We start from the raw sequence: 24,490 nt of genomic DNA on the forward strand, positions 1-24,490 counted from the left end.
GGATCGCTACGGTGTTGCGTTATGTACGATAGGAACAGGAGAGCATCGTGGCAGAGTTCGTGGTTGAATTCGGCAAAGACGGCGGGCGGGTCGAGGCCGACGGCCGGCTCGATGCGGCGGCCTTTCATCGCAACCATCAGCCGATCTGGGCGGTGCTGGAAAAATTCCTCGCAGGGCGTTCCGGCGACGTGCTGGAGGCCGGCAGCGGCACCGGCCAGCACGTCGTGTATTTCGCTGGACAGACCTCCGATATCACCTGGTGGCCGAGCGATCTCAACGACGCCCATTTGAAGAGCATCGCGGCCTGGCGCGCGCATTCCGCCCTTCCGAATATCCGTCCGCCGCTGCGGATCGATCTCTCCGATCCGGCCTGGCCCGGTGCTGCGCCTGAGGACGGCGAGCTGCCAAAGCTGCTCGCGGTGTTCTGCGCCAATGTGATCCACATCGCGCCCTGGTCCGTCACCGAGGGCCTGTTCGAAGGCGCCGCACGCCGCCTGCGCGACGACGGCCGGCTGTTCCTCTACGGCCCCTTCAAGCGCGACGGCAAGCACACCGCGCTCAGCAATGCCGTGTTCGACACGTCCTTGCGCAATCAGGATCCCGATTGGGGCGTGCGCGACATCGCCGACGTCGAGAAGCTGGCGGCGCGCGTCGGCCTGTCACTGGGCGCGACTATTGAAATGCCCGCGAACAACATGATCTTGGCCTTCGCGCGCGGCTGATTCCCGTTCGTCATTCCGGGGCACGCGAAGCGTGAACCCGGAATCCATTAGGCCGCATGCGCAAGCGGAGGAATGGATTCCGGGCTCGCGCTGATGCGCGCCCCGGAATGACGGCGGTGAGTGAGGCGCTCACGCCTCACCATCCACCCACCCGATCTTCTCCCTCAGGAACCCAAGCCCCAGCGCCATGAAGGCGGCGCGTTCCTTGTTGTCCTTGCCATAGCCGTGGCCGCCTGCCGCGGGCTCGTAGAGATGGGCTTCATATCCCATTGCCTGCAGCTTGGCAGTCATCTTGCGGGCGTGGCCGGGATGCACGCGGTCGTCGCGGCGCGTGGTCGCGATCAGGATCGGTGGATATTTTTGGCCGGGCGTCGCCATGTGATAGGCGGAGTAGGTCTGCAGCCACGCCCATTCTTCAGGTTTGTCGGGATCGCCATATTCGGCGATCCAGCTCGCGCCGGCGAGCAGCTTGGTGTAGCGGCGCATGTCGATCAGCGGGATGGTGCAGAACAGCGCGCCGAAGCGTTCGGGGTAGCGCACCAGCATGTTGGTGATCAGGATGCCGCCGTTCGATCCGCCCTCGGCCGCGATCCGCCCGGGCCGCGTGACGCCGCGCTTCACCAGATCGGCGGCGACGGCGGCAAAGTCGTCATGCGCCAACCGCTTGCCTGCGTAGCGGCCGGCGTCGTGCCAGCTTGTGCCGAACTCGCCGCCGCCGCGGATATTGGCCTCCACGATGGTGCCGCCGCGCTCCAGCCACAGCTTGCCGAGCGCCGGGTTGTAATATGGCTTCATCGCCAGACCAAAGCCGCCATAGGCGGTCAGATGGACCGGCGCATCGCCGGTCTCCGTGGCCGGGCCGGTCTGCACATAAGGGATGCGTTCGCCATCGACGGAGATCGCCTCGTGCTGGGTCACCACGAGTCCATCCGCGCTGAACGTCCTCGGTGCCTGCTTCAGCACCGTGGGCGCCCCGACCTTCTCCATCAGCATCAGCGAAGATGGCGTCAGCGGGTCCTGCACATTGGCGAACAGGTCGCCCTTGCTTTCGGAAACATGGCTGTCGAGGCGCCAGACATCGACGACGCCGATCCCGGGCAGCCCTTCGAGCCGCGCGCGCGTCCAGCCGCCGGCCGATGGCGTGCAGATCTCGTGCACCGGCCGCAGCTCGTCGAGGATCGACAGCACCAGCCGGCCCGCGGTCCAGAAGAAGCCTTGCAGCGCTCGCCGCGGCTCCGGCTGGAACATGACGGTGAAATCGCGGCTGCCCACGAGGAAGGCCGACAACGACACGCCGAGCACGGTATCGGGCGCATAGGTCTTGCCACCGACCGTCCACGGCTCGCGCAGCTTGACGACGAACCAGTCCTGATCGGCGAGCAGCCAGATGCTGGTGGGCAGATCGAGCTTCGTCTTCGCGGCCCTCTCGTCGCCGAGCCAGGCATTCAGGTTGAAGAAATCGAGCCGATCGACGAACCACACCCGTGGCACCGGTCCGGAATCGTCGACCTGAGCGGATGCGCTCATATGGTCGGCCGGCACGTCGAACACCACCGGCGCACGCTCCACGACTTCGCCCCGGCGCCACAGCCTGACAGTCCGGGCATAGCCTGACGTGGTCGCCATGCCCTCGCCATAGGCGCTCGACAGCAGCAGCGTGTCGTCGTCGACCCAATCGACGCCGCCCTTGGCCTCGGGCAGCACGAAGCCGTCGGCGACGAAGCGCTTCGCCTCCATGTCGAACTCGCGCAGCGTCACCGCATCGCTGCCGCCGCGTGACAAGCTGAGCATCGCGCGCCGATCGTTTCCCGGCCGCATCGACGTCCAGTTCAGAAGCCAATCCTCGCCTTCGTCGGCGGCAAGCTGGTCGACGTCCAGCAGGATTTCCCAGTCGGGATCTGATTTACGGAATTCGTCGAGCGTCGTGCGCCGCCACAGGCCGCGTGGATTCTGCGCATCCTTCCAGAGATTGTAGAGCAGCCCGCCGCGCCTGGTGACATAGGGAATGTTGTCCGGCCGGTCGAAGATCGCGGCAAGTGTGTCGCGATCGGCGGCAAATGACGCGCCGGCAAATTTTTCCAGCGTGAGCCGGCTCTGCCCCTCCACGAATTCCAGCGCCCGCGCGCCCTCGATCTCCTCCAGCCAAAGATAGGGATCGTCATCGGGCGCAGCGATCGTAGGCCTGTCGTCGATGGTCATCGCGAGAACTCCAAGGGCGGACATAGAGCTATCGATGTAGGCACTCGCACCTGCGCTGTCCAATGGGTGCTATTCGCTCACCCCAAACACCGCCGCCGTCATTCCGGGGCTCGCGAAGCGAGAACTATGATGTGCAATTGCACATCAGAGAATCCATTTCGCCGCATGCTCTGGGGTTGGATGGATTCCGGGCTCGATGCTCCGCATCGCCCCGGAATGACGGGAGGACACATTGCGCAATCCTCTCCTCCGTCATGGCCGGGCTTGACCCGGCCATCCACGTTCTCTCCTCGTGCACGGAGGCAAAGGACCTGGATGCCCGGGACAAGCCCGGGCATGACGGCGGAAGGGCTGTTTGACAATTGAATCGGAAACGCTCCGCCCGTCATTGCGAGGAGCGCAAGCGACGAAGCAATCCATGCTTCCGCAAGCAGCGAGATGGATTGCTTCGCTACGCTCGCAATGACGGGGGAGAGAGCAATGGCCCGCAATGAGCAGGCATGGGGCCGGCCCTCAAATGCCTTCTTCGTTGAACTTGCTGGCGACGAGTTCGGCAATCGCGTCGAGAGCGGCTTCGGCTTCGGGGCCGGTGGCGGAGACGATGACTGAGGTGCCGGGGCCGGCGGCGAGCATCATCAGGCCCATGATCGAGGTGCCGCCGACGGTCTCGCTGCCGCGCGTCACCCAGACCTCGGCCTCGAAGCGCTCGACCATCTGCACGAACTTGGCGGAAGCGCGCGCGTGCAGGCCGCGCTTGTTGACGATCAGAAGTTCACGGGAGATCGCGCCCGCAGGAACCGTCGGGCCGACTTCGTTTTCGCCCGAGCCCTCGGCGCTCATTTGCCGGCAAGGACGCGGCTGGCGATGGTGACGTATTTGCGGCCCGCTTCCTGGGCCATCGCGATCGCGTCCGGCAGCGACCGCTCTTCGCGCACCTTCGCGAGCTTCACCAGCATCGGAAGATTGATGCCTGCGAGCACTTCGACCTTGGGCCGGCTCATGCAGGAGATCGCGAGGTTCGACGGCGTGCCGCCGAACATGTCGGTGAGGATAGCAACGCCGTCGCCACTATCGACGCGGTTGACCGCCTCGATGATGTCGCTGCGACATAGATCGGCGTCGTCTTCGGCTCCGATCGTAATTGCTTCAATTTGTTTCTGTGGGCCCATTACGTGTTCGAGCGCTGCCTTGAACTCGTCGGCAAGGCGCCCGTGGGTCACAAGCACTAGACCAATCATCGGAAACTCCTCGCGGGTGCTTCTTGGTGCACCGCACGAACGCGCCACTTTGACCATCCAGAGGCCCCGCGCAAGAGGGCATCTTGGCAATCTCCCGGAATTTGGGGGCGGAGAAATACGGGTCTGCACCGGTCTATTCAGTGGCCATATTGCGGCTGATATGGTTACCAATCCGCCCCAAGCAATCATCCGCTAGATTACGGGAACATGAACTTTCAGTTGTCGTCAACGCTGCGACAACCAGTAGCAGGGGTGAAATGCCCTCACCGACGGGGATTCGCGGTAACAAAACACCATTTATCTCGGTCTGCAGCGCTTCCGGCGGCGGCAGGCGCTCGGCATCGCCGGCGGCGAGATCGACTACCAGCCCCACGATCGCCTCATGTGTGTACTCAAGGCGGCGGATGCCGAGCCCGCGAATCTCGATCAGCCCGGCCAATTCGAGGGCTGGCCGGACCAGCAATTCTTTGCCGGCTGTGTCGAGATGGACACGGTCATCGCCCACCAGAACGGCCGGCGGGAGCTGTCCAGAACGGCCGGCGAGGATCAGATCGAAGGCGAGGCGCGACTTGCCGGAGCCGGACGGGCCGCGGATCAGCACCGCGCGTTGTCCCACCAGCACCGCGGATGCATGCACGCTGGCGCTCATGGCGCCGGCAGCCTGACCACGAAGCGCGCGCCAGCGACCGTCGGCTTGCCGTCGGCATCGGCGGGACCGGATCGGTTCTCGGCCCAGATGCGTCCGTTATGCGCCTCGATGATCTGCTTGGAGATCGACAGCCCCAGTCCGGAATTCTGGCCGAAGCCCTGGTGCGGACGGTCGGTGTAGAAGCGCTCGAAGATGCGCTCCAGCGCGTCCTCGCCGATGCCGGGGCCGTCGTCGTCGACCACGATCTCGATCTCCGAGCGCACGCGGCGGCAGACGATGCGCACCTTGTCGCCCGGTTGCGAGAACGACTGTGCGTTGGAGAGCAGGTTGGAGATCACCTGTCCGAGCCGCGAATCGTGGCCGGGCACCGCGAAGGAGTCCGTCGGCCCGCGGCCCTCGAAGCGGGCTTCGACCGCGACGTCGTGGCCGAGCTTGGTCTCGTTGGCGACCGAGGTCAGCGTCGTCAGCAGGCGGCGCAGATCGACCGGCGCCATGTCCTGGCGCTGCAGCTCGGCATCGAGCCGGCTCGCATCCGAGATGTCGGAGATCAGCCGGTCGAGCCGCTTGACGTCGTGCTCGATCACGGCGAGCAGGCGGCCGCGGCTGCTTTCGGTGCGCGCCAAGGGCAGCGTCTCCACCGCCGAACGCAGCGACGTCAGCGGGTTCTTCAGCTCGTGAGCGACGTCGGCGGCGAACATCTCGATCGCCTCGATCCGGCTGTAGAGCGCGTTGGTCATGTCGCGCAGCGCGCCGGAGAGATGGCCGATCTCGTCGCGGCGGCGGCTGAAATCGGGAATCTGGACGCGGGTCTGGATGCGGCGGCGGACGCTTTCAGCGCCGTCGGCAAGCCGCCGCACCGGGCCGGCAATGGTGCTCGCAAGCAGGAGCGACAGCACGATCATCACGGCCGCGGCAACGCCGCCAACCTTGAGGATCGCGAGCCGCTCGGCGGTCACCATCTGGTCGATGTCGTCGCCCTGGGTGGAGAGCATCAAGGCGCCATGCACGGCGCGGAAGCGCTGCACGGGGACGGCGACCGAGACGATCACCTCGCCGCGATCGTTGACGCGCACCATGCTGCTCTTCTGACCGTTCAGGGATTGCGCGACCTCCTGGTAGCCGGTGCCGTTCTCCGGGCCGAGCTCGCGATAGAGCGGCAGATCGCCGCGGTTCAGCCAGGTGCGGATCGCGATCGTGGTCCGTTCGGCGAACCCCGGCTTCTCCGCGTTCGGCGGCGGCAGCTCGATCCTGAACACGTCGCCCTTGCCGTAAAGGCTGCGGCTGTCGAGGATCAATCCGCCCTCGCGATCGAAAATGCGGGCGCGCGTCTTGGTCGGCGAGATCAGCCGCCGCAGCACGGGCGCGACGCGTTCGGGATTGATCGGGAAGTCGGAATATTCGTCCGGCACGCCGTAGCTTTCGCCGGGCTTGAGGTCGAGCAGCCGCTCCGGATCGATGGTGATGGTGTTGGTCTCGACGGTAGCGGAAGCCGCGATGGCGCCGGCGATGATCTCGGCCTGCACCAGAAGGCTCTGGGCACGCGCATCGATCAGGCCGGCGCGGAATTGCGACAGGTACAGGATGCTGGCGACGAGGGCGACCAGGCCCGCGAGATTCAGCGAGACGATGCGGCGGGTCAGGCTCGAGAAGGACAGCGCGAAGAAGAACTGTCCGGCGCGACTCAGCCAGTCCAGCGGCCGCCAGCGCTTCGTCGTCGCCTTGTCGGCAAACTGCTCCTGCTCGAGGAGCGCCTGGGCGTCCTCGACGGTTTGGGCCGGGTCGGGCTGCGTTCGATCAAGCACAGGCAGAACTGCCGGTTCGTTGACGAGGGGTGTTACCATGCACGCTATTGGGCCCGCACCCTACCCCATAGGTGCGGACCGTGTCAGTTAACAAAGCGGAGCTTTCGCCGCGGATCAGGCTTCCTTGAAGCGATACCCCACGCCGTACAAGGTTTCGATCATCTCGAAATCCTCGTCGACCACCTTGAACTTCTTGCGCAGCCGCTTGATGTGGCTGTCGATGGTACGATCGTCGACATAGACTTGGTCGTCATAGGCGGCGTCCATCAGCGCATTGCGGCTCTTCACCACGCCGGGCCGCGTCGCCAGTGCCTGAAGGATCAAGAATTCGGTGACCGTCAGCGTCACCGGCTCGTTCTTCCAGGTGCAGGTGTGGCGCTCCGGATCCATCCTGAGCAGGCCGCGATCGAGCGCGCGCGTATCCGGCTCCTTCGGGGCTGCGGTCGGATCCTTGGGCTGGCCGCGGCGCAGCACGGCCTTCACGCGCTCGACCAAAAGGCGCTGCGAGAACGGCTTGCGGATGAAATCGTCGGCGCCCATTTTGAGGCCGAACAATTCGTCGATCTCTTCATCCTTGGAAGTCAGGAAGATTACAGGCAGGTCGGACTTTTGTCTGAGTCGCCGCAGCGTCTCCATGCCGTCCATGCGCGGCATCTTGATGTCGAGGATCGCCAGATCCGGTGGCGAGGTGCGGAAGCCGTCGAGCGCGGACGCACCATCCGTGTATGTCATGATGCGGTAGCCTTCGGCTTCCAACGCGATCGAGACAGAGGTGAGAATGTTGCGGTCGTCGTCGACCAGGGCGATTGTGGGCATGAGCCTGCTTTCAGTTTTCCAGTTGGCTGAAACGGCGAGCATTCCGGTGATGCGCCGCATAATTGGGCTTCGGACTCGGTCAGCGAGCAACGCAAGGTGGGCTGAAGTGTGACCGAGTTCCGCCAAACGCCTCGCCCCCCGCGAACGCGTCCGACCCGTCTAGTGCCCGTTTACCCGAAAAAAGCCCCGAAGTGCAACCACATGGCCAGGCAATTACTAGGTAATTTCGATGCAACCGACCGCTGAGTTTGACCCCGCCAGGCTGGCCCGTTCCCTGCTCCGGAGGAGCCGGCAAGGGGCTTTGGCAACGCTGATGCCGGAAACCGGCGATCCCTATTGTTCCCTGGTCAATGTCGCGAGCCATCCGGACGGTTCCCCGATACTGCTGCTCTCCCGCCTCGCGGTCCATACCAGGAACTTGCTCGCCGACGTCAGGGTGTCGCTGATGCTGGACGAGCGGGCCGAAGGCGACCCGCTGGAAGGGTCCCGGATCATGCTGGCCGGCCGGGCGGAACAGACGGAAGGCGAGGCCGCGAGCCTCCTGCGCCGCCGCTACCTCGCCGCCCATCCGTCCGCGGAAGCCTTTGTGGAATTTAAGGATTTCTCCTTCTTCCGGATCATCCCCTCCGCCATCCACCTCGTCGCCGGCTTCGGCCGGATCGTCGATCTGAGGCCAGAACAGTTCCTGACCGATCTGGCTGGGACGGACGGGTGGCTGGAGGCTGAAGCGGAGGCCGTCGAGCACATGAACGAGGCTCACCGCGACGCCATGCACCTTTATGCGACCCGGCTGCTCGGAGCCGAAAGCGCCGATTGGCGCTGCATTGGCTGCGACCCCGAGGGCATGGACATGCAGGCGGGCAAGCGGACGCTGCGGCTGGAATTTCCAGAGCGCGTGCGCAACGCTGCGGAGCTGCGCAAGATGTTGGTTCGACTCGCCAGTGAGGCGCGCGCAACGGGATAGGTGCGAACGGCGCGGTGTCGCAATCGTATGCATATTGGGGAGAATGCGGCCGTCAACGCGCTTCGCATCATGCATGTTATGCGCGACGGTGCGGAACGTTTACGCGCGCTGCGCATTCTTAACGGCCGTCGAATTCGATGGTGGCTTGCTGACGTCGAGCGAGGCTGTGCAATGAGCTCTCATTGCCGATTGGATCGTGCGATCCAAGTGCAACGGCATTGCCGGCGACAAAGCCGATGTCTCATCGCCCAAACTGCATATCGGGTAGTCTGTGCGTTGATTGAGAACGACGCCGCGCGTCCGATGGCACCAATTGTGCATCGCAAAGACGTCGGCCCCGGCATTGATCGCGGCGGATCGTCGCGCGATCCACGGGCAGAAAAGCCGCCTTGCGCTGCAGCAAGTGCTTGAACCACGTGGAAGGGATGCCTTGGAATAAACCAAAATTCGGGGACTAGCTTGGCAAGCTCGCATTGCCCCATTATGAGGTCGCTGGACCGGGGCCTTCGGGCTATATTTGTTGTTGGAAAGGTCACCGCGACTGAGCGCGTTTAGCGACATTCGCGCAATGGGAAACGCGGGTTCGAGGAGGTTCTTCGTGCAAAACACGGGCGTGTACAACGGTGCCTTTGGCGCCGACAAATTCGGCTTAAAAAATCTCAAACGCGTGCATTGGAATCTTCACGCGCCGCAGCTCTATCAATATTCGCTTGCGGCAGGCGAGGCCGTGCTCTCAGCCGATGGTGCGCTTTGCGCGGACACCGGCGAATTCACCGGCCGCAGCCCGAAGGACAAGTTCACAGTTCGCGATGCGACCACCGACAAGAGCATGTGGTGGGCGGGCAACCAGTCGATCACATCAGAGCAGTTCGAAGCGCTCTATCAGGATTTCCTCAAGCACGCCGAAGGCAAGGCACTGTTCGCGCAGGATCTCTATGGCGGCGCCGATCCGACCTATCGGATCAAGACGCGCGTGTTCACCGAGCTCGCTTGGCATTCGCTGTTCATCCGCACGCTGCTGATCCGGCCCGAGGCGATCGAGCTTTCGAGCTTCGTGCCCGAACTCACCATCATCGACATGCCGAGCTTCCGCGCCGATCCCAAACGTCACGGCGTGCGCTCGGAGAATGTCGTCGCGATCGATTTCGCCCGCAAGATCGTCCTGATCGGCGGGTCTTATTATGCCGGCGAGATGAAGAAGTCGGTCTTCACCACGCTCAACTATTATCTGCCCGCGCGCGACGTGATGCCGATGCACTGCTCGGCCAATGTCGGGTCGAAGGGCGACAGCGCGATTTTCTTCGGCCTCTCCGGCACCGGCAAGACGACGCTGTCGGCCGATCCCAACCGCACGCTGATCGGCGACGACGAGCACGGCTGGGGCCCGAACGGCATCTTCAATTTCGAAGGCGGGTGCTACGCCAAGTGCATCAAGCTCTCGCAGGAAGCCGAGCCTCAGATCTATGCTGCGAGCACACGTTTTGGCGCCGTGCTCGAGAACTGCGTGCTTGACGAGGATACCCGCGTCGTCGATTTCGACGATGGCTCCAAGACCGAGAACACCCGTTCCGCCTATCCGCTCGACTTCATTCCCAACGCCTCGCGCAGTGGCCGCGCGCCGCATCCGAAGAATGTGGTGATGCTGGCGGCCGATGCCTTCGGCGTGCTGCCGCCGATCGCGAAGCTTTCGCCGGCGCAGGCGATGTATCACTTCCTGTCCGGCTACACCGCGAAGGTCGCCGGCACCGAGCGCGGCCTCGGCTCCGAGCCGCAGCCGGAATTCTCCACCTGCTTCGGCTCGCCGTTCCTGCCGCTCGATCCTTCCGTCTATGGCAACATGCTGCGCGACCTGATCGCCCAGCATAATGTCGATTGCTGGCTGGTCAACACCGGCTGGACCGGCGGCAAGTATGGCGTAGGCTCGCGCATGCCGATCAAGGTCACGCGCGCGCTGCTCACCGCGGCGCTCGATGGCAGCTTGCGCAATGTCGAATTCCGCACCGACGAATATTTCGGCTTTGCGGTGCCGACCGCGCTGCCGGGCGTGCCGAGCGAGATCCTTAATCCGGTGAACACCTGGAAGGACAAGGCCGAGTTCGACAAGACCGCCCGCGCATTGGTCGGCATGTTCCAGAAGAACTTCGCCAAGTTCGAGAGCAAGGTCGACGCCGAAGTCCGCGCCGCCGCGCCGGACGTGAAGCTCGCGGCCGAATAGCCTCGCATATTTCCGCCAATGAAAAGGGCGACCCCGCGGTCGCCCTTTTCTACTCCGGAACATGTCTGCGGCGCAGCCTATTCGCTATTCGCCATGTCAATCCGGCAGCACCGCATTGGTCGGTGTCGGGCGGTCGGTGATCTGCAGGCCGAACAGGCTGCCGATCAGTTCGACCACGACCCGTGCGGTACGGCCGCGCTCGTCGAGGAAGGGGTTGAGCTCGACGATGTCGACCGAGCGCACCAGTCCGGAATCGTGCAACAGCTCCATGATCAGGTGCGCTTCGCGGTAGGTCGCGCCGCCCGGCACCGTGGTGCCGACGCCGGGCGCAACCGAAGGATCGAGGAAGTCGACGTCGAACGAGACATGCAGCACGCCGTTCCTCGCCTTGACGCGATCGATCACGCGGCGGATCAGCACGGCGACGCCGAATTCGTCGATGGCGCGCATGTCGGCGATGGCGACGCTCCGCTCGCGCAATAGCTTGCGCTCCAGCGGGTCGACAGAGCGGGTGCCGATCAGGTCGAGCTGATCAGGTGTAATCGAGGCGCGCGGCAGGCCGCCGAGCAGGTTGTCGAGCCCGGGCTCGCCGCAGAGGAAAGCGGCCGACATGCCGTGCATGTTGCCGGTGATCGTCGTGTCGGGCGTGTTGTAGTCGGCATGCGCGTCGACCCACAGTGCGAACAGCGGCCGGCCCTTCTCCTGCCAGAAGCGCGCAACGCCATTGATCGATCCCATCGAGAGCGAATGATCGCCGCCCATGAAGATCGGCACCGCGCCGGATTGCGCCAGCCAGTAGGCGCGCTCGGATGTCAGGCGAATCCAGGTTTTCACCTCATCATAGAATTTCGTATTCGCCGGCACCGGCCCGTCCGAGACCACCGCGGGGATTGAGAGATCACCGTGGTCGTCGACGCGAAGCTCCAATTGCTCCAGCACGCGCGCGATCCCGGCGGTGCGCAGTGCTGCTGGACCCATCAGCGTGCCGGCCTGCGCGGCGCCGATCTCGATGGGCACTCCGAGGAGCGCGATGTGCGATGGCTTTGAATTGTCAGCTTCGGGCATGCGGCGGCGCTCTCTCAAATCGTGGGGTGGGCAAAGCGAAGCGTGCCCACCCTACGCCTTCCCGATCACGCCTTGAAATAGGCGATCTGCGTCGTGGTTGCGAGCAGGCGGCCGGAGGGTGACCACAGTTCGCCGTTCTGGTCGCCATAGCTCTTGTGGAAGATCTTGGCATCGGCAGCCGCCAGCACGCGGGTGATGTTCTCGGCGGCAAGATCGGCGGCGTCGATGTGGAAATAGGTCGTCAGCGACACCGTACCGAACGGCACCAGTTCCCGCTTGGCGTGGAAGACGCGGCCAAAGAATGCGTCCGACATCGCGATCAGCGAGAGCGCATCGATCTTGCGCGGCGCGCGGTCACCGATCCAGAGCTTGGAATAGGTTTCGGGCGCCGCGCTCGATGGCGTGCCGAATTTCGGCTCGCCTTCGACGAAGCGGAAGTCATATTGCTTGACCCACGCTGCCGCGGTCTTGGGATAGGGCAGGGTCTGTTCGAACGGTGTTGCGTCCGGAAACTTCACCTGCTGGTGCGACCAGGACGGGCGGCGTTCGGCGAACACGGCGGTTGCGAGCGTCGCGACCTCGCCGCCGTCCTGCGTCATCTCCACGGACCAGTGCTGGCTCGAACGATTGGCCTTCACCAGGCGGACATCGAGGTCAAAGGCGCCTTGCGCAACCGGCGCGCAATAATTGACGGTGAGCGCAAGCGGATCGCCGGCACGTTGCGGATGGTCGATCAGTGCCCGCAGGATGGTTGCAGCGGTGGCCCCGCCGAACGGGCCGACAAATGCCCAGTAGTCGTCGCTGGTCCTGCCCTGCCAGCGGCTGTCGCCGGCAGTAACCGCGGTGGCATCGTCGAACAAATGCGGGGTCCTGGTGAGCATGAAATTGTTCCGGTGTTGCGAAATTGCTCCGTCATTGCGAGCGAAGCGAAGCAATCCATTTCGCCGCTTGTGGAGGCATGGATTGCTTCGTCGCTTACGCTCCTCGCAATGACGAGGACGCAGTATCGCGACTGCTCGGCAGAATTCAATGATGTCGGAGGTAATCGATTTCCGCCGCGTGGGATTAGCGCTTGGCTCCCCACTGCGCCTGCTCCTTCAGCAGGCGCGGCGTCGGCGGCTTCACGGGCACGTTCCAGATCTCTTCGGCGTATTCGCGGATGGTGCGGTCGGAGGAGAACCACGGCATCCGCGCCACGTTGAGGATCGAGGCCCGGGTCCACGCCGGCACCACCTGCCAGCGCGCATCGATGGCGCGCTGGGTGTCGTAGTAGGAATCGAAGTCGGCGCTGACCATGTAATGGTCGAGATAGCGCAGCGCATGGCCGATCGAGGCGAAGCGGGCGGGATCGCCGGGCGAGAACGCGCCGCTCTCGATTGCGGTGATCGCACGCGCCAGCCGCGGCGAGCTGCCGATCAGGTCGCTGGCATCGAGCCCTTGCTTGCGGCGGACCATGACGTCGCCGGCTTCCATGCCGAAGATCGCGATATTCTCGGCGCCGACATGGTCGCGAATCTCGATATTGGCACCGTCGAGCGTGCCGATGGTCAGCGCGCCGTTGAGCGCGAGCTTCATGTTGCCGGTGCCGGAGGCTTCCATGCCGGCGGTCGAGATCTGCTCGGACAGGTCGGCGGCCGGGATGATCACCTCGGCCAGGCTGACATTGTAGTCGGCGAGGAAGGCGATCTTCAGCCGGCCATCGATCGCGGGATCGTTGTTGACGACTTCGGCGACGTCGTTGATCAGCTTGATGATCAGCTTGGCGTAGCGGTAGCTCGCCGCCGCCTTGCCGGCGAAGATTTTTACGCGCGGCTTCCAGTCGCGCTGCGGCTCATCCTTGATCGCCTGGTACAGCGCGACCGCTTCCAGGATGTTCAGGAGTTGCCGCTTGTATTCATGGATGCGCTTGATCTGCACATCGAACAGCGCCGATGGGTCGACCTTGATGTGGTTGCGCTCGGCCATCAGCCGCGCCAGCAGCACCTTGTTGTGGCGCTTGACCTCGCGGAACTGTTGCTGGAACGCGTTGTCGCTGGCATGGGACTCGAGCCGCTCGAACAGCGAGAAATCGTCGAGCACGGCTTCGCCGCAGACGTCGCGGATCAGGCCCGTGAGTCTCGGATTGGCCAGCATCAGCCAGCGGCGGAACGTGATGCCGTTGGTCTTGTTCGTGATGCGCGTGGGATAGAGATGGTGGAGATCGTGGAACACGGTCTCCTTCATCAGATCGGAATGCATCGCCGAGACGCCGTTGATGCGGTGCGAGCCGACAAAGGCGAGCTGTCCCATCCGCACTCGGCGGCCCGATTTCTCGTCGATCAGCGACACCGAGGCGCGGAATTCGATGTCGCCTGGGCAGCGCTCTTCGGCGAGCGCCAGATGCTGCACGTTGATGCGATAGATGATCTCGAGATGCCGCGGCAATAGCCGCTCGAACAGCTCGACCGGCCAGGTCTCCAGCGCCTCCGGCAGCAGCGTGTGGTTGGTGTAGGACAGCGTCGCGACAGTGATCTTCCACGCCTCGTCCCAGCGGAAATGGTGCAGGTCGACCAGGATCCGCATCAGCTCGGTGACGGCGAGGCTCGGATGGGTGTCGTTGAGCTGCACGGCCGCTTTCATCGCAAGGCTGCGGAGCTGGCCGTCGGCCGAAAGGTGCCGCTTCACCAGGTCCTGCAGCGAGGCCGAGACGAAGAAGTATTCCTGGCGCAGGCGCAGTTCGCGCCCCGCGGCGCTTTCGTCGTTCGGATAAAGGAATTTGCAGATCGCCTCGGCGCGCGCCTGCTCGGCGCTGGCTGAGACATAATCGCCGGTGTTGAAGACGTCGAGCTTCAGCGGATCCGGCGCGTGCGCGGACCACAGTCGCAGCGCGTTGACGCGCTGGCCGCGCCAGCCGACGATCGGGGTGTCGTAGGCCATCGCCTCCACGGTTTCCGCCGGGTGCCAGATGGCGCGGTCACGGCCGCCTTCGTCGACATGCTCGACGGTGCCGCCGAAATGGATGTTGTAGACGACTTCCGGACGCTGGAATTCCCAGGGATTGCCGAAGCCCAGCCACTCATCCGGATATTCCTGCTGCCAGCCGTGATTGATGATTTGGCGGAACAGGCCGAAATCGTAACGGATGCCGTAGCCGATGGCGGGGATCGTCAGCGTCGCCATGCTCTCCATGAAGCAGGCGGCGAGCCGCCCGAGGCCGCCATTGCCGAGCGCTGCGTCGGGCTCGCATCTGCGCAATTCATCGAGGCCGACGCCGAGATCGCCGAGTGCTCCCTCGAACACAGGCAAGAGGCCCATATTGTTGAGCGCGTCGGTGAACAGGCGGCCGATCAGAAATTCCAGCGAAAGGTAATAAACCCGCTTGGCACCGGCGTCGTAGCTCTCTTTTTCCGCCGTGAGCCAGCGATGCGTGATGCGGTCGCGCAGCGCGAGCGCCGCCGCTTTGTACCAGTCGCGCTTGGTCGCCACGCTGGCGTCCTTGCCGATCTCCAGCCTCAGCTTGGCGAGGATCGCGCCCTTGATCTCTGCCAGCGCCAATTCATCGATCGGCTGATTGAGCGCCGGATAGCTTCCTGAGAAAGACTGTTCTTGCAACGCGGCAAATCCTGAACTTTGGGGACTCGATCATGATCCGATGAGACGAAATTGGATCATGATCTAATCTTTCTGTTTGAGCATAATCTTTTCGGATCACGCTCCGGACAACGAATGATACGCGTCTTGCACTTCAATCGGAACCGCCCAGCCGGTTGTTGTGCACCGCGCTGGTATGATTTTATGCAAGGACCGGGCCGATTTTGCGACCTCAAGGCGACGCGCTTCGGTGGTATGGTTACATATTAGGCGGCACAACCACCGTCATCGAGAGGGACACCCATGAGACTGCTGATCGAGATCGCAGCCGCTGTGCTGTTCATCGTCTGCATCACCGTCACCAGTGCCGCTTTCGCCGCCGGCAGGCCCGGGCGCAGCGCCGACGGCTTGACCTGCGGCTTCAGCATGCCACCAAACGCAACTCCAGCCGCCCGTTGCGTCGCCATCAAGCGGCAATGCGGCGGCAGCTTTTACGCGAACTATTGTGGCGACAAGATGCTGTCGGCGATGTGAGGTTGTCTTCGTCGTCCCGGGAAGGTCGGGACCCATAGCCACAGGGCTCAGAGCAGGTGCGATAGATCAGCCCAATCGAGATTGTTTTCTTCAATCAACCGAATCTTCCAATCACGCCGCCAAGTCTTCAACTGCTTTTCGCGCGTGATCGCTTCCTGCGGTGAAGCGTACGTTTCCATGTAGACGAGACGCGTTACGCTGTACTTCTTGACGAACTCCGATCCCCGTCCGGCACGATGCAGCGTGAGACGACCGTGCAGGTTGTTGCAAACGCCGATATAAAGCGTCCCATGGCGGCGGCTGGCGAGAATGTAAACGTAATAGATCCTGACAGCGGTCATGTATCGGCTCGACCTACCCACAATCGAACACTGGTGGTTATGGGTCCCGGCCTTCGCCGGGACGACGACGGAGGAGCATCAGAACAAATTAAGAACATTTTAGCAAGTATTTGATATCATTCTGATTCGGCGGCATCGCCGACACAACATCTATGGCCAGTCCGTTCCCGCGAGGACTACATGTCCACTATTGCCTTCGATCAATTCGCGCTCACCCGCATCGCCGACTTTGCGCGCTCGCTGTCGCGCCTGCATCAGGCGTCCCGCCGCCAATGGGTCGATGACGACCAGATCGACCGCGAGTTCAACGCGGTCTGCATGTCGATCTGGGGCTACACCATCGACGACATCAGCGACGACTTGTTCTCACCTGCGGATCACGCCTGGCTCGATTCGCTCGATGAAGCGCATGCGCGCATCTTCGCCGCCGAGCAGGGCTATGACCTGGTCGAGGACCAGGGCATGCTGACGGACTGGTGGGGCTATTGCTGGATGATCCTCGCCGAAAAGCGCGGATTGCTGACGCCGGAAAACCGTGCCGCAGCGCGCGCGACAATCGAGGAGAAATATCTCGCCGCCCCGAATGTGATCGGGGTGATTGTCGGGCGGTAAAGTTTGCCTTCTTTGCTAAGTATCCACGCTGTCATTCCGGGGCGATGCTTCGCATCGCCCCGGAATGACAGCTTAAGTCGCTAATTGACCTCCGCCCGCTTCGCCTTCGGCGCGGCCGATTTCGGCACGACGGAGACCGGTGCCGCGGGGTCATGGCTCGTGTCCGGCTGCGGCGCTTCGCCGACCGTCTCGGCCGCGACCGGCGCGACCTTCATCTCGCCGAGCCGGGCACGGAGTTCGGCGGTGAGACCGGGGTAGGATGCGACCGGCGTGAAGTCGGCGCTCTGGTTGTTGCCGACCCGGACGCCGGTATATGCAACCAGGCCATCGGTGGTGGCGACCACGTCGCCGGCGCGAAGCGAGCTATCGAGGGTGAGGTCAACGGGCGCAAGGCCGGCGGGATCGCGGCCATTGCAGGTGCAGTCCGCGCGCAGCGACTTGCGGTAGGCGAAGGCGTTCTCGCTGTCGGCATAGCGTTCGCCGATTGAGGAGGTCGCGTAGTCGATGCTGCCGCCGTAGAAAACCTTGGTGGCTGTCGCTGGACAGAACGCCTGGCAGAGCTGAACCGGCGTCGCGCTGCCGCGCAAGGTCAGCGGGAAATATTTGCCGTCGCAGCTTCTGACACAAAACGCAGGGCCGGAACCGGCAACGCGGGCCGCCGGTGCGGCTTGCTGCGGCTGCTGCTGGTTGAGGCCGAACGGATCGAACAAACCGGGTTGCGACTGGCCCTGATGGGCCTGCTGCCTCTGCAAGCCGCCAAAGAGGAAATCGAGCAGGTTTTCCGCCGAGACATGCGCAGGCGCGAGCGTCATCGCGCCCGCAAGGGCGGCGGCAACTAGCGTCAGATGGCGCCGCACGCGCCGATCAGCAAACCCTCTACGCAACGCCAACTCCACCCGACAGAGCCAACAGTGCCGAGACGTCGTCTCCGCGCGATTCACCCTAGTGTCGGATGGTAAACGAGCAGTTGATTGCGGAAGAACTAAGGAGATGGGCGTATTCTGGCGCGGTGTGCCGATGAGGCAACACTCGATTATGATCCGTTTAACGGATCATCATCTCGTCTCTTTGTTTGAGCATGCTCTTCCGCGCAAACGCTTCGCGTTTGTCGTGAGGGAAAACCGGTTCCCACTTTTCCGGATCATGCTCTAGCTCTTGAGGAACTCGCCCGCTTTGTACAACGAGCGGAACGGAAGGCCGGCTTCCGCGAACGTTTCTGTTGCGCCTTCCTCGCGGTCGACCATGGTGAAGACCAGCGCGACCTCGCCGCCGGCCTCGCGCACGGCTTCCACCGCCTTCATCGCCGAGCCGCCGGTGGTGGTGACGTCCTCGACGATCACGATGCGCTTGCCCTGCAGCGTCTCGCCTTTGGCAAGTCCCTCGACCGCTAGCTTCGCACCATGCTCCTTCGGCTTCTTGCGCACGAAGAAGGCCGCGATCGGATGTCCCTTGATCCAGGAGAGCTGCGCGATCGCGCCCGCGAGCGGCACGGCACCCATCTCGAGGCCGCCGACGAAATCAAGATTGTCGTCTTTCAGCGCTTCATAAGTGAGCTCGGCAAGCAATGCGGCGCCCTCGGGATCCAGCATCGTTGGCTTGAGGTTGAAATAGAAATCGCTCTTGCGGCCCGAGGCCAGCGTGATCTCGCCGCGCCCGAAAGAGCGCTTACGGATGATCTCGGCGAGGCGGGCGCGGGCGGCTGATTTGGACAAAGGCGGCTTTCCGGGTCGTTTACGGTGGCGCGCAATCTATCGGCGGTCGTGGCGAGATTCCAGCGCCGAAAGCTCCCCGTCAACAACGCCCGCGTCACACGGGGCGCGGATCGATATTCGTAAAGGGCCGTTGTAACCGCGTCCGGTTCCGCGCTAGGGAAGCGTCAAACGATTGTGGGGGAAGCGAAAATGACCATCGAGCTGCACACCTGGAACACGCCGAATGGCCGCAAAATCTCGGTTGCGCTGGAGGAGATGGGGCTGCCCTACCAAGTGTTCCCGGTGAACATCACCAAGGGCGAGCAGATGGCGCCAAGCTTCCTCGAAATCAGCCCGAACAACAAGATTCCCGCAATCGTCGACCCGGACGGCCCCGGCGGCAAGCGGGTCAGCGTATTCGAATCGGGCGCGATCCTGCTCTATCTCGGCGAGAAAACCGGAAAGTTCCTGCCCAAGCCTTTGATCGAGCGCATCCCGGTCTATGAATGGCTGATGTGGCAGATGGGCGGCTTTGGTCCGATGCCGGGCCAGGTGCACCATTTCATCGCGCTCGAGAACGAGCAGGACCGCGCCTACGGCCTGAAGCGCTTCATGACCGAGACACTCCGCCTCTACGGCGTGCTGAACCGCCGGCTCGAAGGCCGCGACTTCGTCGCCGGCGATCTGTCGGTCGCCGATTTCGCCATCCTCGGCTGGGCCTGGCGCCACCCGCGGCACAAGGTCAATCTCGGCGATTTCCCCAATGTCGAGCGCTGGTACAACAAGCTGATGGCCCGTCCCGGCGTGAAGCGCGGCATGGAAGCGAAGCTGGATTGATCTTCGTCATTGCCGGGCTTGACCCGGCAATCCATCTCCTTCGCAAAATCGCTCTTTGGTATCTGCTTCCGCAGAAGATGGATGCGCGGGTCAAGCCCGCGCATGACGAGCGAGGACTCACGCTCTCCTCGCCTCGAACGCCATCTTCATCGCAAGCCCAGCCAGCACCGTGCCCATCAGCCAGCGCTGCAGCAGCAGCCAAGCCGGCCGCGTGCCGAGGAACAGCGCGATCGAACCGGCAGCGAGCGCGATTATCGCGTTGACGCTGACGCTGATCGCGATCTGGATCGCGCCGAGCGCGAGCGACTGCGTCAGCACGCTGCCCGTGGGATCGATGAACTGCGGCAGCAGCGCCAGATAGAGCATCGCGATCTTGGGATTCAGCAGGTTGGTGACAAATCCCATCGCGAACAGCTTCCGGGGGCTGTCGACCTGGAGCTTCTTCACCTGGAACGGCGAACGTCCGCCGGGTTTCAGCGCCTGCCACGCCAGCCACAACAGATAGGCCGCGCCGGCAAAGCGCAGCGCGTCATAGGCGTAGGGGATCGCGAACAACAGCGCGGTGATGCCGAACGCCGCTGATAGCATGTAGAACACGAAGCCGAGTGCCACCCCGCCGAGCGACACGATCCCGGCTGCCGGCCCCTGCGTGATCGAGCGCGAGATCAGGTAGATCATGTTCGGCCCCGGCGTTAGCACCATGCCGAGCGAGAGCAGCGCAAAACCGAGCAAGGCGGAGGTGTGAGGCATCAGGAACTCGCGGGAGGATGCACGTTTCTAACGCGCGTCGTGCCGCGATTCCATTGCGCAATTGCTCCGAGTGCATTTTTGCTGTCGTCGTCCGTCTGGGCGACGACAGAGAGAGCTCAATGCGCCTCGTCCCAATTGTTGGCGGCGCGGGCGTCGACCTGCAGCGGCAGCGACAGGATCACGGCCGGGAAGGGCGCGTCCTGCATTACATGCTGCACGACCGGCAGGGTTGCCGCGACCTCCTCGTCGGGGACCTCGAAGATCAGTTCGTCATGCACCTGCAACAGCATCTGCGCGGATAGCTTCTTCTCGGCGAGCGCGCCCTCGATGCGGGTCATAGCGCGGCGGATGATGTCGGCGGCCGAGCCCTGCAGGCGGGCGTTGATCGCGGCGCGCTCGTTGAAGGCGCGGACCGAGGCGTTGCTGGCCTTGATGTCGGGGTAGTAGCATTTGCGGCCGAACAGCGTGGTGACATAGCCGTTGCGGCGGCAGAAATCCTTGGTCTCGTCCATATAGGCGCGGATGCCCGGGAAGCGCTCGAAATACTTCCTGATGTAGGCGGAAGCCTCTTCACGCGCGATGCCGAGCTGGTTGGCGAGGCCGAACGCCGAGATGCCGTAGATGATGCCGAAATTAATCGCCTTGGCGCGGCGGCGCACTTCGCTCGGCATGTCCTTGATCGGCACGCCGAACATCTCGGACGCCGTCATGGCATGAATGTCGAGGCCGTCGCGGAACGCCTGCTTCAGCACGGGGATGTCGGCAATCTCCGCGAGCAGCCGCAGCTCGATCTGCGAATAATCCGCCGATACCAGCTTGTGCCCGGGCGTCGCGACAAAGGCGCGGCGGATCTTCCTGCCGTCCTCGGTGCGCACAGGGATGTTCTGCAGGTTCGGCTCGTTCGACGACAGCCGCCCCGTGGTGGTCGCAGCCAGCGCGTAGGTGGTGTGGACGCGATGGGTCTGCGGATTGACGTAGGTCGGCAGCGCGTCGGTATAGGTCGATTTCAGCTTCGAGACCTGCCGCCATTCCAGGATCTTCTTCGGGAATTCGTGGCCCTGCTCGGCGAGGTCGTCCAGCACCTGCGCGGTCGTCGACCACGCGCCGGTCTTGGTCTTCGTGCCGCCGGGCAATCCCATCTTGCCGAACAGGATGTCGCCGATCTGCTTGGGGCTGCCGACATTGATCGGCTCCCCGGCGATCTCCTGGACCTCCGCCTCGACGCGCGCCGCGGTCTGGGCGAAATCGCCTGACAGCCGCGACAGCACCTGGCGGTCGATCGAGATGCCGCGCCGCTCCATCCGCGCCAGCACGGAGACCAGCGGCCGCTCCAGCGTCTCGTAGACGCTCGCCATCCGCTCCGCGACCAGGCGGGGCTTCAATACGCGCCACAGCCGCAGGATCACGTCGGCGCCCTCGGCGCAGTGCTCGGTCGCCTTGTCGATCGCAACCTGGTCAAACGTCAGTCTGTTCTTGCCGCTACCGGTCAGCCCGTTCTCGGCGAGCACCGCATGCCCGAGCCAACGCTCGGCCAGCGATTCCAGCGCATGTGATCCGCGTCCGGCGTCGAGCACGTAGGAGATCAACTGCGCATCGTCAAAGTTGCGCAGCGTGATGCCGGCTTGCGCCAGCATCACCGCGTTGAACTTGACGTCGAAGCCGATCTTCAGGATGCCCTGCGATTCCAGGATCGGCCGCAAGGCTTCGATCGCCTGCTCGAACTTGATCTGGTCCGGCGCCAATCCCGCGTCGAACAGCCCGCTGCCTCCGCCCGCCTGCTTGTGGGCGAGCGGGATATAGGCGGCATCGTCGGGGCCGAGTGCGAGCGCAATGCCGGAAATCTCCGCCTGCATCGGATCGATCGAATTCGCCTTCGCCTGGACCGCGACATGGCCGGTATCATGGATCCGCGCGATGAAGGCGCTGAGCTGATCGAGGCTCTTGATCGTCAGGTATTTGCTGCGATCGATTTTCGTCCTGCGCGCCGCCTCCGCGCGCGCTTCGGCGAGCGCGATCGGCGTGCCCTTGAGGCTTGAGGCCTTGTCTTCCTTGCCCGCAGGCTTGTTACGCTCTTTGGCGGCAGGCGCGCCCTGCGTGGGCCCGCCGGGACCCGGCGCGGGCTCGACGTCGGAAGGAGGCAGCGGCGAGAACACGCTCGCGCCGCTCTTGTTGCCGGGATCGGGCTCGATATCGGATGGGTCGATCTGCGAATATTCGGCGACGCGGCGGGTTAGAGTCGAAAACTCCATCGCCTTCAGGAACGCGATCAGCCGGCGCGGATCCGGCTCATGCACGGCGAGGTCGTCGAGCGGCACCTCGAGCTCGACCTTGTCGTCGAGCAGCACAAGCTGGCGCGAGATGCGCGCCTTCTCGGCATTTTCGACCAGCGCCTCGCGACGCTTCGGCTGCTTGATCTCGCCGGCGCGGCTCAGCAGGGATTCGAGATCGCCATATTCGGTGATGAGCTGCGCCGCGGTCTTGACGCCGATGCCGGGCACGCCGGGCACGTTATCAGTGGAATCGCCGGCCAGGGCCTGTACCTCGACCACTTTCTCCGGCGGCACGCCGAACTTCTCGATCACTTCGGGAATGCCGATGCGGCGATCCTTCATGGTGTCGTACATGCTGACGCAGTCGGTGACGAGTTGCATCAGGTCCTTGTCGGAGGACACGATCGTCGCGCTCGCGCCGCGCTCGCAGGCGAGCCGGACATAGGTCGCGATGAGGTCGTCGGCCTCATAGCCGACCTGCTCCAGGCAGGGCAGGTCGAAGGCCCGGACCGCCTCGCGGATCAGCGCGAATTGCGGGATCAGGTCATCGGGCGCCGGCGGCCGGTGCGCCTTGTAGTCGGGATAAATCTTGTTGCGGAAGGTGATCTCGGACTTGTCGAAGACGATGGCGAGATGGGTCGGCCGATTGTCCTCGGGCATCTCGCGCAGGAGCTTCCACAGCATGTTGCAGAAGCCGAGCACGGCATTGACCTGCAGTCCGTCGGACTTGCGGTTCAGCGGTGGCAGGGCGTGGTAGGCGCGGAAGATGTAGGAGGAACCGTCGACCAGGAACACATGGTGGCCCTTGGCCGGAGCCTTGGCGGCAACGGGCTTGGGGGCGGCTTTGGGTTCTGTCTTGGCTGAGGTCTTGGAGGCTGATTTCGGCATGGCCGAAATTTAGGGATTTTTGCAGCAAATGACAGCCTTGAGGTGCGGAATTTTGGCGAACCGCACACCTTCGTCGTCCCGGGGTCAAGCCTGGGACGACGACCAAATTATTCGGCCGCCTGCAATACTGCCGCTTTCTTCGGCGCGATCCAGAACGCGGCGGGGCGCTCGAACAGGAAGTTGGCGCGGAGTGCGAGTGCCACGCGCCAGATCACCAGTGCGCCGACGAGACCGGTGATGGTGACGAGCAGCGAGATCAGACCGATGTCGTGGATCGCGCCGCTGCGCAACAGGCCGACCCGTGCGATCACCATCGGCAGGAAGAAGGCGAGATAGATCACGATCGAATGCTCGCCGCAAAAGCGCAAGGCCGTGAGCCACTTCATCCGTGCCAGCAGCGTCCCGGTGACGACGATGGCAAAGGCGCCCGCAAATCCCAGTACCAGCGAGACGAGCGGCCATTCGCTCACCCCCGCGATCACCAGGGTGCCATTGACCAGCACCCACAGCGCGAGCCCGATCAGCGCCAATGTCGGCGCGGAGCGTGCACGGTTCGACAGCTTGAAGACGGTGGGCGCAAGGAGATAGCCGGCATAGAAATAGACGAAGCGCGCGCAGAATTCGTCGATCACGGTCCAGCCGGTCACCACATGCGCCATCTCGAGTCCGGCGGCCAGCGCCAGAATCGCGAGCGGCGGCAGATTGCGTGTCAGTTTTGTGACGACGAAGAAGATCGGCAGCAGATAGATGAACCACAGCGTGCCGAAAGGTTCGATGAAGGATTCGAGATAGAGGTAGCCGGTATGGCTCCAGCTCGTTTCGGCGGCAAAGGCCGGCGCCTTGAACGCAAACTGGATCGTCACCCAGAGCACGTAGAAATAGGCGAAGTGGACGACCTTGCGGTCGAGATAGGTGCGCCAGTCACGGTCGATCACGAGCGAGAGGAACAGGCCTGAAATCAGGAAAAAATCCGGCATCCGGAATGGTTTCGCGAACATGACAAACGCGTGCATGAAACCGGTCTCGCCGGCGGCGGCTTCCACGCCCAGGACCGAGTGCATCATCACGACCATGACGATGCAGATGCCCTTGGCGTAGTCCACCCAATCGATGCGCCCGTCCGGCGAGGTGGCGGAACGCAGGCTCGCGGAGGTTGTCCCGTTTGCGGTCATGACTGTCCTGTTTCGGCGCGCATTTGGCGCATCTTCGGCCGGATCGGTTGCTATCGCCTTTATTCATACAAATGACATGCCGCTCGTGCCTGCTTTTTGCCGTTTCCTCCGGGCCGGCAAATGTTCTAAGACGCTGGCCGGAGTTGCGGAATCGT

The 24,490-nt window shown here is 63.6% G+C and carries 21 protein-coding genes; 6 read left to right on the plus strand and 15 right to left on the minus strand.

All coding sequences use genetic code 11. The annotated features are described in order from the left end of the window. Positions 1 to 47: 47 nt before the first annotated feature. Positions 48 to 722 (plus strand): DUF938 domain-containing protein, encoded by a 675-nt coding sequence (locus AC5ZG5_RS08030; protein ID WP_456641343.1) that lies wholly within the window; start codon positions 48 to 50, stop codon positions 720 to 722. Between the two features lie 129 nt (positions 723 to 851). On the opposite strand, the gene AC5ZG5_RS08035 is transcribed toward AC5ZG5_RS08030, so the two are convergent. The 6 genes from AC5ZG5_RS08035 to AC5ZG5_RS08060 form a co-directional block, all read right to left on the minus strand. Continuing rightward, a complete protein-coding gene (locus tag AC5ZG5_RS08035; protein ID WP_456641342.1) occupies positions 852 to 2,921 on the minus strand; it encodes a prolyl oligopeptidase family serine peptidase in 2,070 nt (689 codons plus the stop codon). A gap of 513 nt (positions 2,922 to 3,434) precedes the next feature. After that, entirely contained in the window at positions 3,435 to 3,761 is a 327-nt protein-coding gene (locus AC5ZG5_RS08040) for an HPr family phosphocarrier protein (protein ID WP_028168023.1), read from the minus strand. Next, positions 3,758 to 4,159, minus strand: coding sequence for a PTS sugar transporter subunit IIA (locus tag AC5ZG5_RS08045; RefSeq protein ID WP_027579987.1), 402 nt, complete (start codon positions 4,157 to 4,159; stop codon positions 3,758 to 3,760). Before AC5ZG5_RS08045 ends, AC5ZG5_RS08040 begins: the two co-directional genes overlap by 4 nt. A 133-nt stretch (positions 4,160 to 4,292) precedes the next feature. Beyond that, on the minus strand, positions 4,293 to 4,808 hold the full coding sequence (locus AC5ZG5_RS08050) for an HPr kinase/phosphorylase (RefSeq protein ID WP_456641341.1): 516 nt from the start codon (positions 4,806 to 4,808) through the stop codon (positions 4,293 to 4,295). Continuing rightward, positions 4,805 to 6,610: a sensor histidine kinase gene (locus AC5ZG5_RS08055; protein WP_165435432.1), complete on the minus strand. Its 1,806-nt coding sequence runs from the start codon at positions 6,608 to 6,610 to the stop codon at positions 4,805 to 4,807. The genes AC5ZG5_RS08050 and AC5ZG5_RS08055 overlap by 4 nt, the downstream gene beginning before the upstream one ends. A 114-nt stretch (positions 6,611 to 6,724) precedes the next feature. After that, entirely contained in the window at positions 6,725 to 7,426 is a 702-nt protein-coding gene (locus AC5ZG5_RS08060; RefSeq protein WP_027579989.1) for a response regulator transcription factor, read from the minus strand. A 229-nt stretch (positions 7,427 to 7,655) separates the two neighbouring features. Here AC5ZG5_RS08060 and AC5ZG5_RS08065 point away from each other — a divergent pair, with 229 nt between their 5' ends. After that, the gene (locus tag AC5ZG5_RS08065; protein ID WP_456641340.1) at positions 7,656 to 8,390 is read left to right on the plus strand and encodes a HugZ family pyridoxamine 5'-phosphate oxidase; all 735 of its coding nucleotides are present in this window, start codon (positions 7,656 to 7,658) and stop codon (positions 8,388 to 8,390) included. A 598-nt stretch (positions 8,391 to 8,988) separates the two neighbouring features. Continuing rightward, positions 8,989 to 10,605 (plus strand): phosphoenolpyruvate carboxykinase, encoded by a 1,617-nt coding sequence (locus AC5ZG5_RS08070; protein WP_028168028.1) that lies wholly within the window; start codon positions 8,989 to 8,991, stop codon positions 10,603 to 10,605. Positions 10,606 to 10,701: 96 nt separating this feature from the next. Here the strand turns inward: AC5ZG5_RS08070 and rocF are convergent, their stop codons facing one another. The 3 genes from rocF to AC5ZG5_RS08085 all read right to left on the minus strand — a co-directional run bounded on the left by rocF (position 10,702) and on the right by AC5ZG5_RS08085 (position 15,261). Next, positions 10,702 to 11,670 (minus strand): arginase, encoded by a 969-nt coding sequence (gene rocF / locus AC5ZG5_RS08075; RefSeq protein ID WP_456641339.1) that lies wholly within the window; start codon positions 11,668 to 11,670, stop codon positions 10,702 to 10,704. Positions 11,671 to 11,735: 65 nt separating this feature from the next. Next, complete coding sequence (locus AC5ZG5_RS08080) at positions 11,736 to 12,551, minus strand: acyl-CoA thioesterase (protein ID WP_028168030.1); 816 nt, start codon at positions 12,549 to 12,551, stop codon at positions 11,736 to 11,738. 184 nt (positions 12,552 to 12,735) lie between these two features. Next, positions 12,736 to 15,261: a glycogen/starch/alpha-glucan phosphorylase gene (locus tag AC5ZG5_RS08085; protein ID WP_496165435.1), complete on the minus strand. Its 2,526-nt coding sequence runs from the start codon at positions 15,259 to 15,261 to the stop codon at positions 12,736 to 12,738. A 282-nt stretch (positions 15,262 to 15,543) separates the two neighbouring features. On the opposite strand from AC5ZG5_RS08085, the gene AC5ZG5_RS08090 reads away from it, so the two are divergent. Continuing rightward, positions 15,544 to 15,774 (plus strand): hypothetical protein, encoded by a 231-nt coding sequence (locus tag AC5ZG5_RS08090; RefSeq protein ID WP_028168032.1) that lies wholly within the window; start codon positions 15,544 to 15,546, stop codon positions 15,772 to 15,774. A gap of 47 nt (positions 15,775 to 15,821) precedes the next feature. Here the strand turns inward: AC5ZG5_RS08090 and AC5ZG5_RS08095 are convergent, their stop codons facing one another. Then, positions 15,822 to 16,100, minus strand: a complete 279-nt coding sequence (locus tag AC5ZG5_RS08095; protein WP_456641503.1) for a GIY-YIG nuclease family protein — start codon at positions 16,098 to 16,100, stop codon at positions 15,822 to 15,824. Between the two features lie 195 nt (positions 16,101 to 16,295). Here AC5ZG5_RS08095 and AC5ZG5_RS08100 point away from each other — a divergent pair, with 195 nt between their 5' ends. After that, positions 16,296 to 16,727 (plus strand): hypothetical protein, encoded by a 432-nt coding sequence (locus AC5ZG5_RS08100; protein WP_028168034.1) that lies wholly within the window; start codon positions 16,296 to 16,298, stop codon positions 16,725 to 16,727. An 80-nt stretch (positions 16,728 to 16,807) separates the two neighbouring features. On the opposite strand, the gene AC5ZG5_RS08105 is transcribed toward AC5ZG5_RS08100, so the two are convergent. Both AC5ZG5_RS08105 and pyrE read right to left on the minus strand, forming a co-directional pair. Continuing rightward, complete coding sequence (locus AC5ZG5_RS08105; RefSeq protein WP_456641337.1) at positions 16,808 to 17,611, minus strand: DUF2865 domain-containing protein; 804 nt, start codon at positions 17,609 to 17,611, stop codon at positions 16,808 to 16,810. A 264-nt stretch (positions 17,612 to 17,875) separates the two neighbouring features. Continuing rightward, positions 17,876 to 18,439, minus strand: a complete 564-nt coding sequence (gene pyrE / locus AC5ZG5_RS08110; RefSeq protein ID WP_028168036.1) for an orotate phosphoribosyltransferase — start codon at positions 18,437 to 18,439, stop codon at positions 17,876 to 17,878. 189 nt (positions 18,440 to 18,628) lie between these two features. On the opposite strand from pyrE, the gene AC5ZG5_RS08115 reads away from it, so the two are divergent. After that, complete coding sequence (locus AC5ZG5_RS08115; protein WP_208830523.1) at positions 18,629 to 19,255, plus strand: glutathione S-transferase family protein; 627 nt, start codon at positions 18,629 to 18,631, stop codon at positions 19,253 to 19,255. Positions 19,256 to 19,372: 117 nt separating this feature from the next. On the opposite strand, the gene AC5ZG5_RS08120 is transcribed toward AC5ZG5_RS08115, so the two are convergent. The 3 genes from AC5ZG5_RS08120 to AC5ZG5_RS08130 all read right to left on the minus strand — a co-directional run bounded on the left by AC5ZG5_RS08120 (position 19,373) and on the right by AC5ZG5_RS08130 (position 24,335). Continuing rightward, the gene (locus AC5ZG5_RS08120) at positions 19,373 to 20,005 is read right to left on the minus strand and encodes a LysE family translocator (protein WP_456641336.1); all 633 of its coding nucleotides are present in this window, start codon (positions 20,003 to 20,005) and stop codon (positions 19,373 to 19,375) included. 116 nt (positions 20,006 to 20,121) lie between these two features. Further along, entirely contained in the window at positions 20,122 to 23,163 is a 3,042-nt protein-coding gene (gene polA / locus AC5ZG5_RS08125; RefSeq protein WP_456641335.1) for a DNA polymerase I, read from the minus strand. Positions 23,164 to 23,270: 107 nt separating this feature from the next. Then, positions 23,271 to 24,335 carry an acyltransferase family protein gene (locus AC5ZG5_RS08130; protein WP_456641334.1) on the minus strand — a complete coding sequence of 355 codons (1,065 nt, stop codon included), beginning with the start codon at positions 24,333 to 24,335 and terminating at the stop codon, positions 23,271 to 23,273. Between the last annotated feature and the right edge of the window lie 155 nt (positions 24,336 to 24,490).

Source organism: Bradyrhizobium sp. Ses1 (genome assembly GCF_059512365.1).

Excerpts from the sequence above, each read along its gene's own strand:
- AC5ZG5_RS08065 (WP_456641340.1), top strand. The coding sequence starts at position 7,656 with ATGCAACCGACCGCTGAGTTTGACCCCGCCAGGCTGGCCCGTTCCCTG.
- AC5ZG5_RS08090 (WP_028168032.1), top strand. The coding sequence starts at position 15,544 with ATGAGACTGCTGATCGAGATCGCAGCCGCTGTGCTGTTCATCGTCTGC.
- AC5ZG5_RS08120 (WP_456641336.1), bottom strand. The coding sequence starts at position 20,005 with ATGCCTCACACCTCCGCCTTGCTCGGTTTTGCGCTGCTCTCGCTCGGC.
- AC5ZG5_RS08035 (WP_456641342.1), bottom strand. The coding sequence starts at position 2,921 with ATGACCATCGACGACAGGCCTACGATCGCTGCGCCCGATGACGATCCC.
- AC5ZG5_RS08130 (WP_456641334.1), bottom strand. The coding sequence starts at position 24,335 with ATGACCGCAAACGGGACAACCTCCGCGAGCCTGCGTTCCGCCACCTCG.
- AC5ZG5_RS08080 (WP_028168030.1), bottom strand. The coding sequence starts at position 12,551 with ATGCTCACCAGGACCCCGCATTTGTTCGACGATGCCACCGCGGTTACT.
- AC5ZG5_RS08100 (WP_028168034.1), top strand. The coding sequence starts at position 16,296 with ATGTCCACTATTGCCTTCGATCAATTCGCGCTCACCCGCATCGCCGAC.
- AC5ZG5_RS08050 (WP_456641341.1), bottom strand. The coding sequence starts at position 4,808 with ATGAGCGCCAGCGTGCATGCATCCGCGGTGCTGGTGGGACAACGCGCG.
- AC5ZG5_RS08060 (WP_027579989.1), bottom strand. The coding sequence starts at position 7,426 with ATGCCCACAATCGCCCTGGTCGACGACGACCGCAACATTCTCACCTCT.
- AC5ZG5_RS08115 (WP_208830523.1), top strand. The coding sequence starts at position 18,629 with ATGACCATCGAGCTGCACACCTGGAACACGCCGAATGGCCGCAAAATC.
- rocF (WP_456641339.1), bottom strand. The coding sequence starts at position 11,670 with ATGCCCGAAGCTGACAATTCAAAGCCATCGCACATCGCGCTCCTCGGA.
- polA (WP_456641335.1), bottom strand. The coding sequence starts at position 23,163 with ATGCCGAAATCAGCCTCCAAGACCTCAGCCAAGACAGAACCCAAAGCC.
- AC5ZG5_RS08045 (WP_027579987.1), bottom strand. The coding sequence starts at position 4,159 with ATGATTGGTCTAGTGCTTGTGACCCACGGGCGCCTTGCCGACGAGTTC.
- AC5ZG5_RS08040 (WP_028168023.1), bottom strand. The coding sequence starts at position 3,761 with ATGAGCGCCGAGGGCTCGGGCGAAAACGAAGTCGGCCCGACGGTTCCT.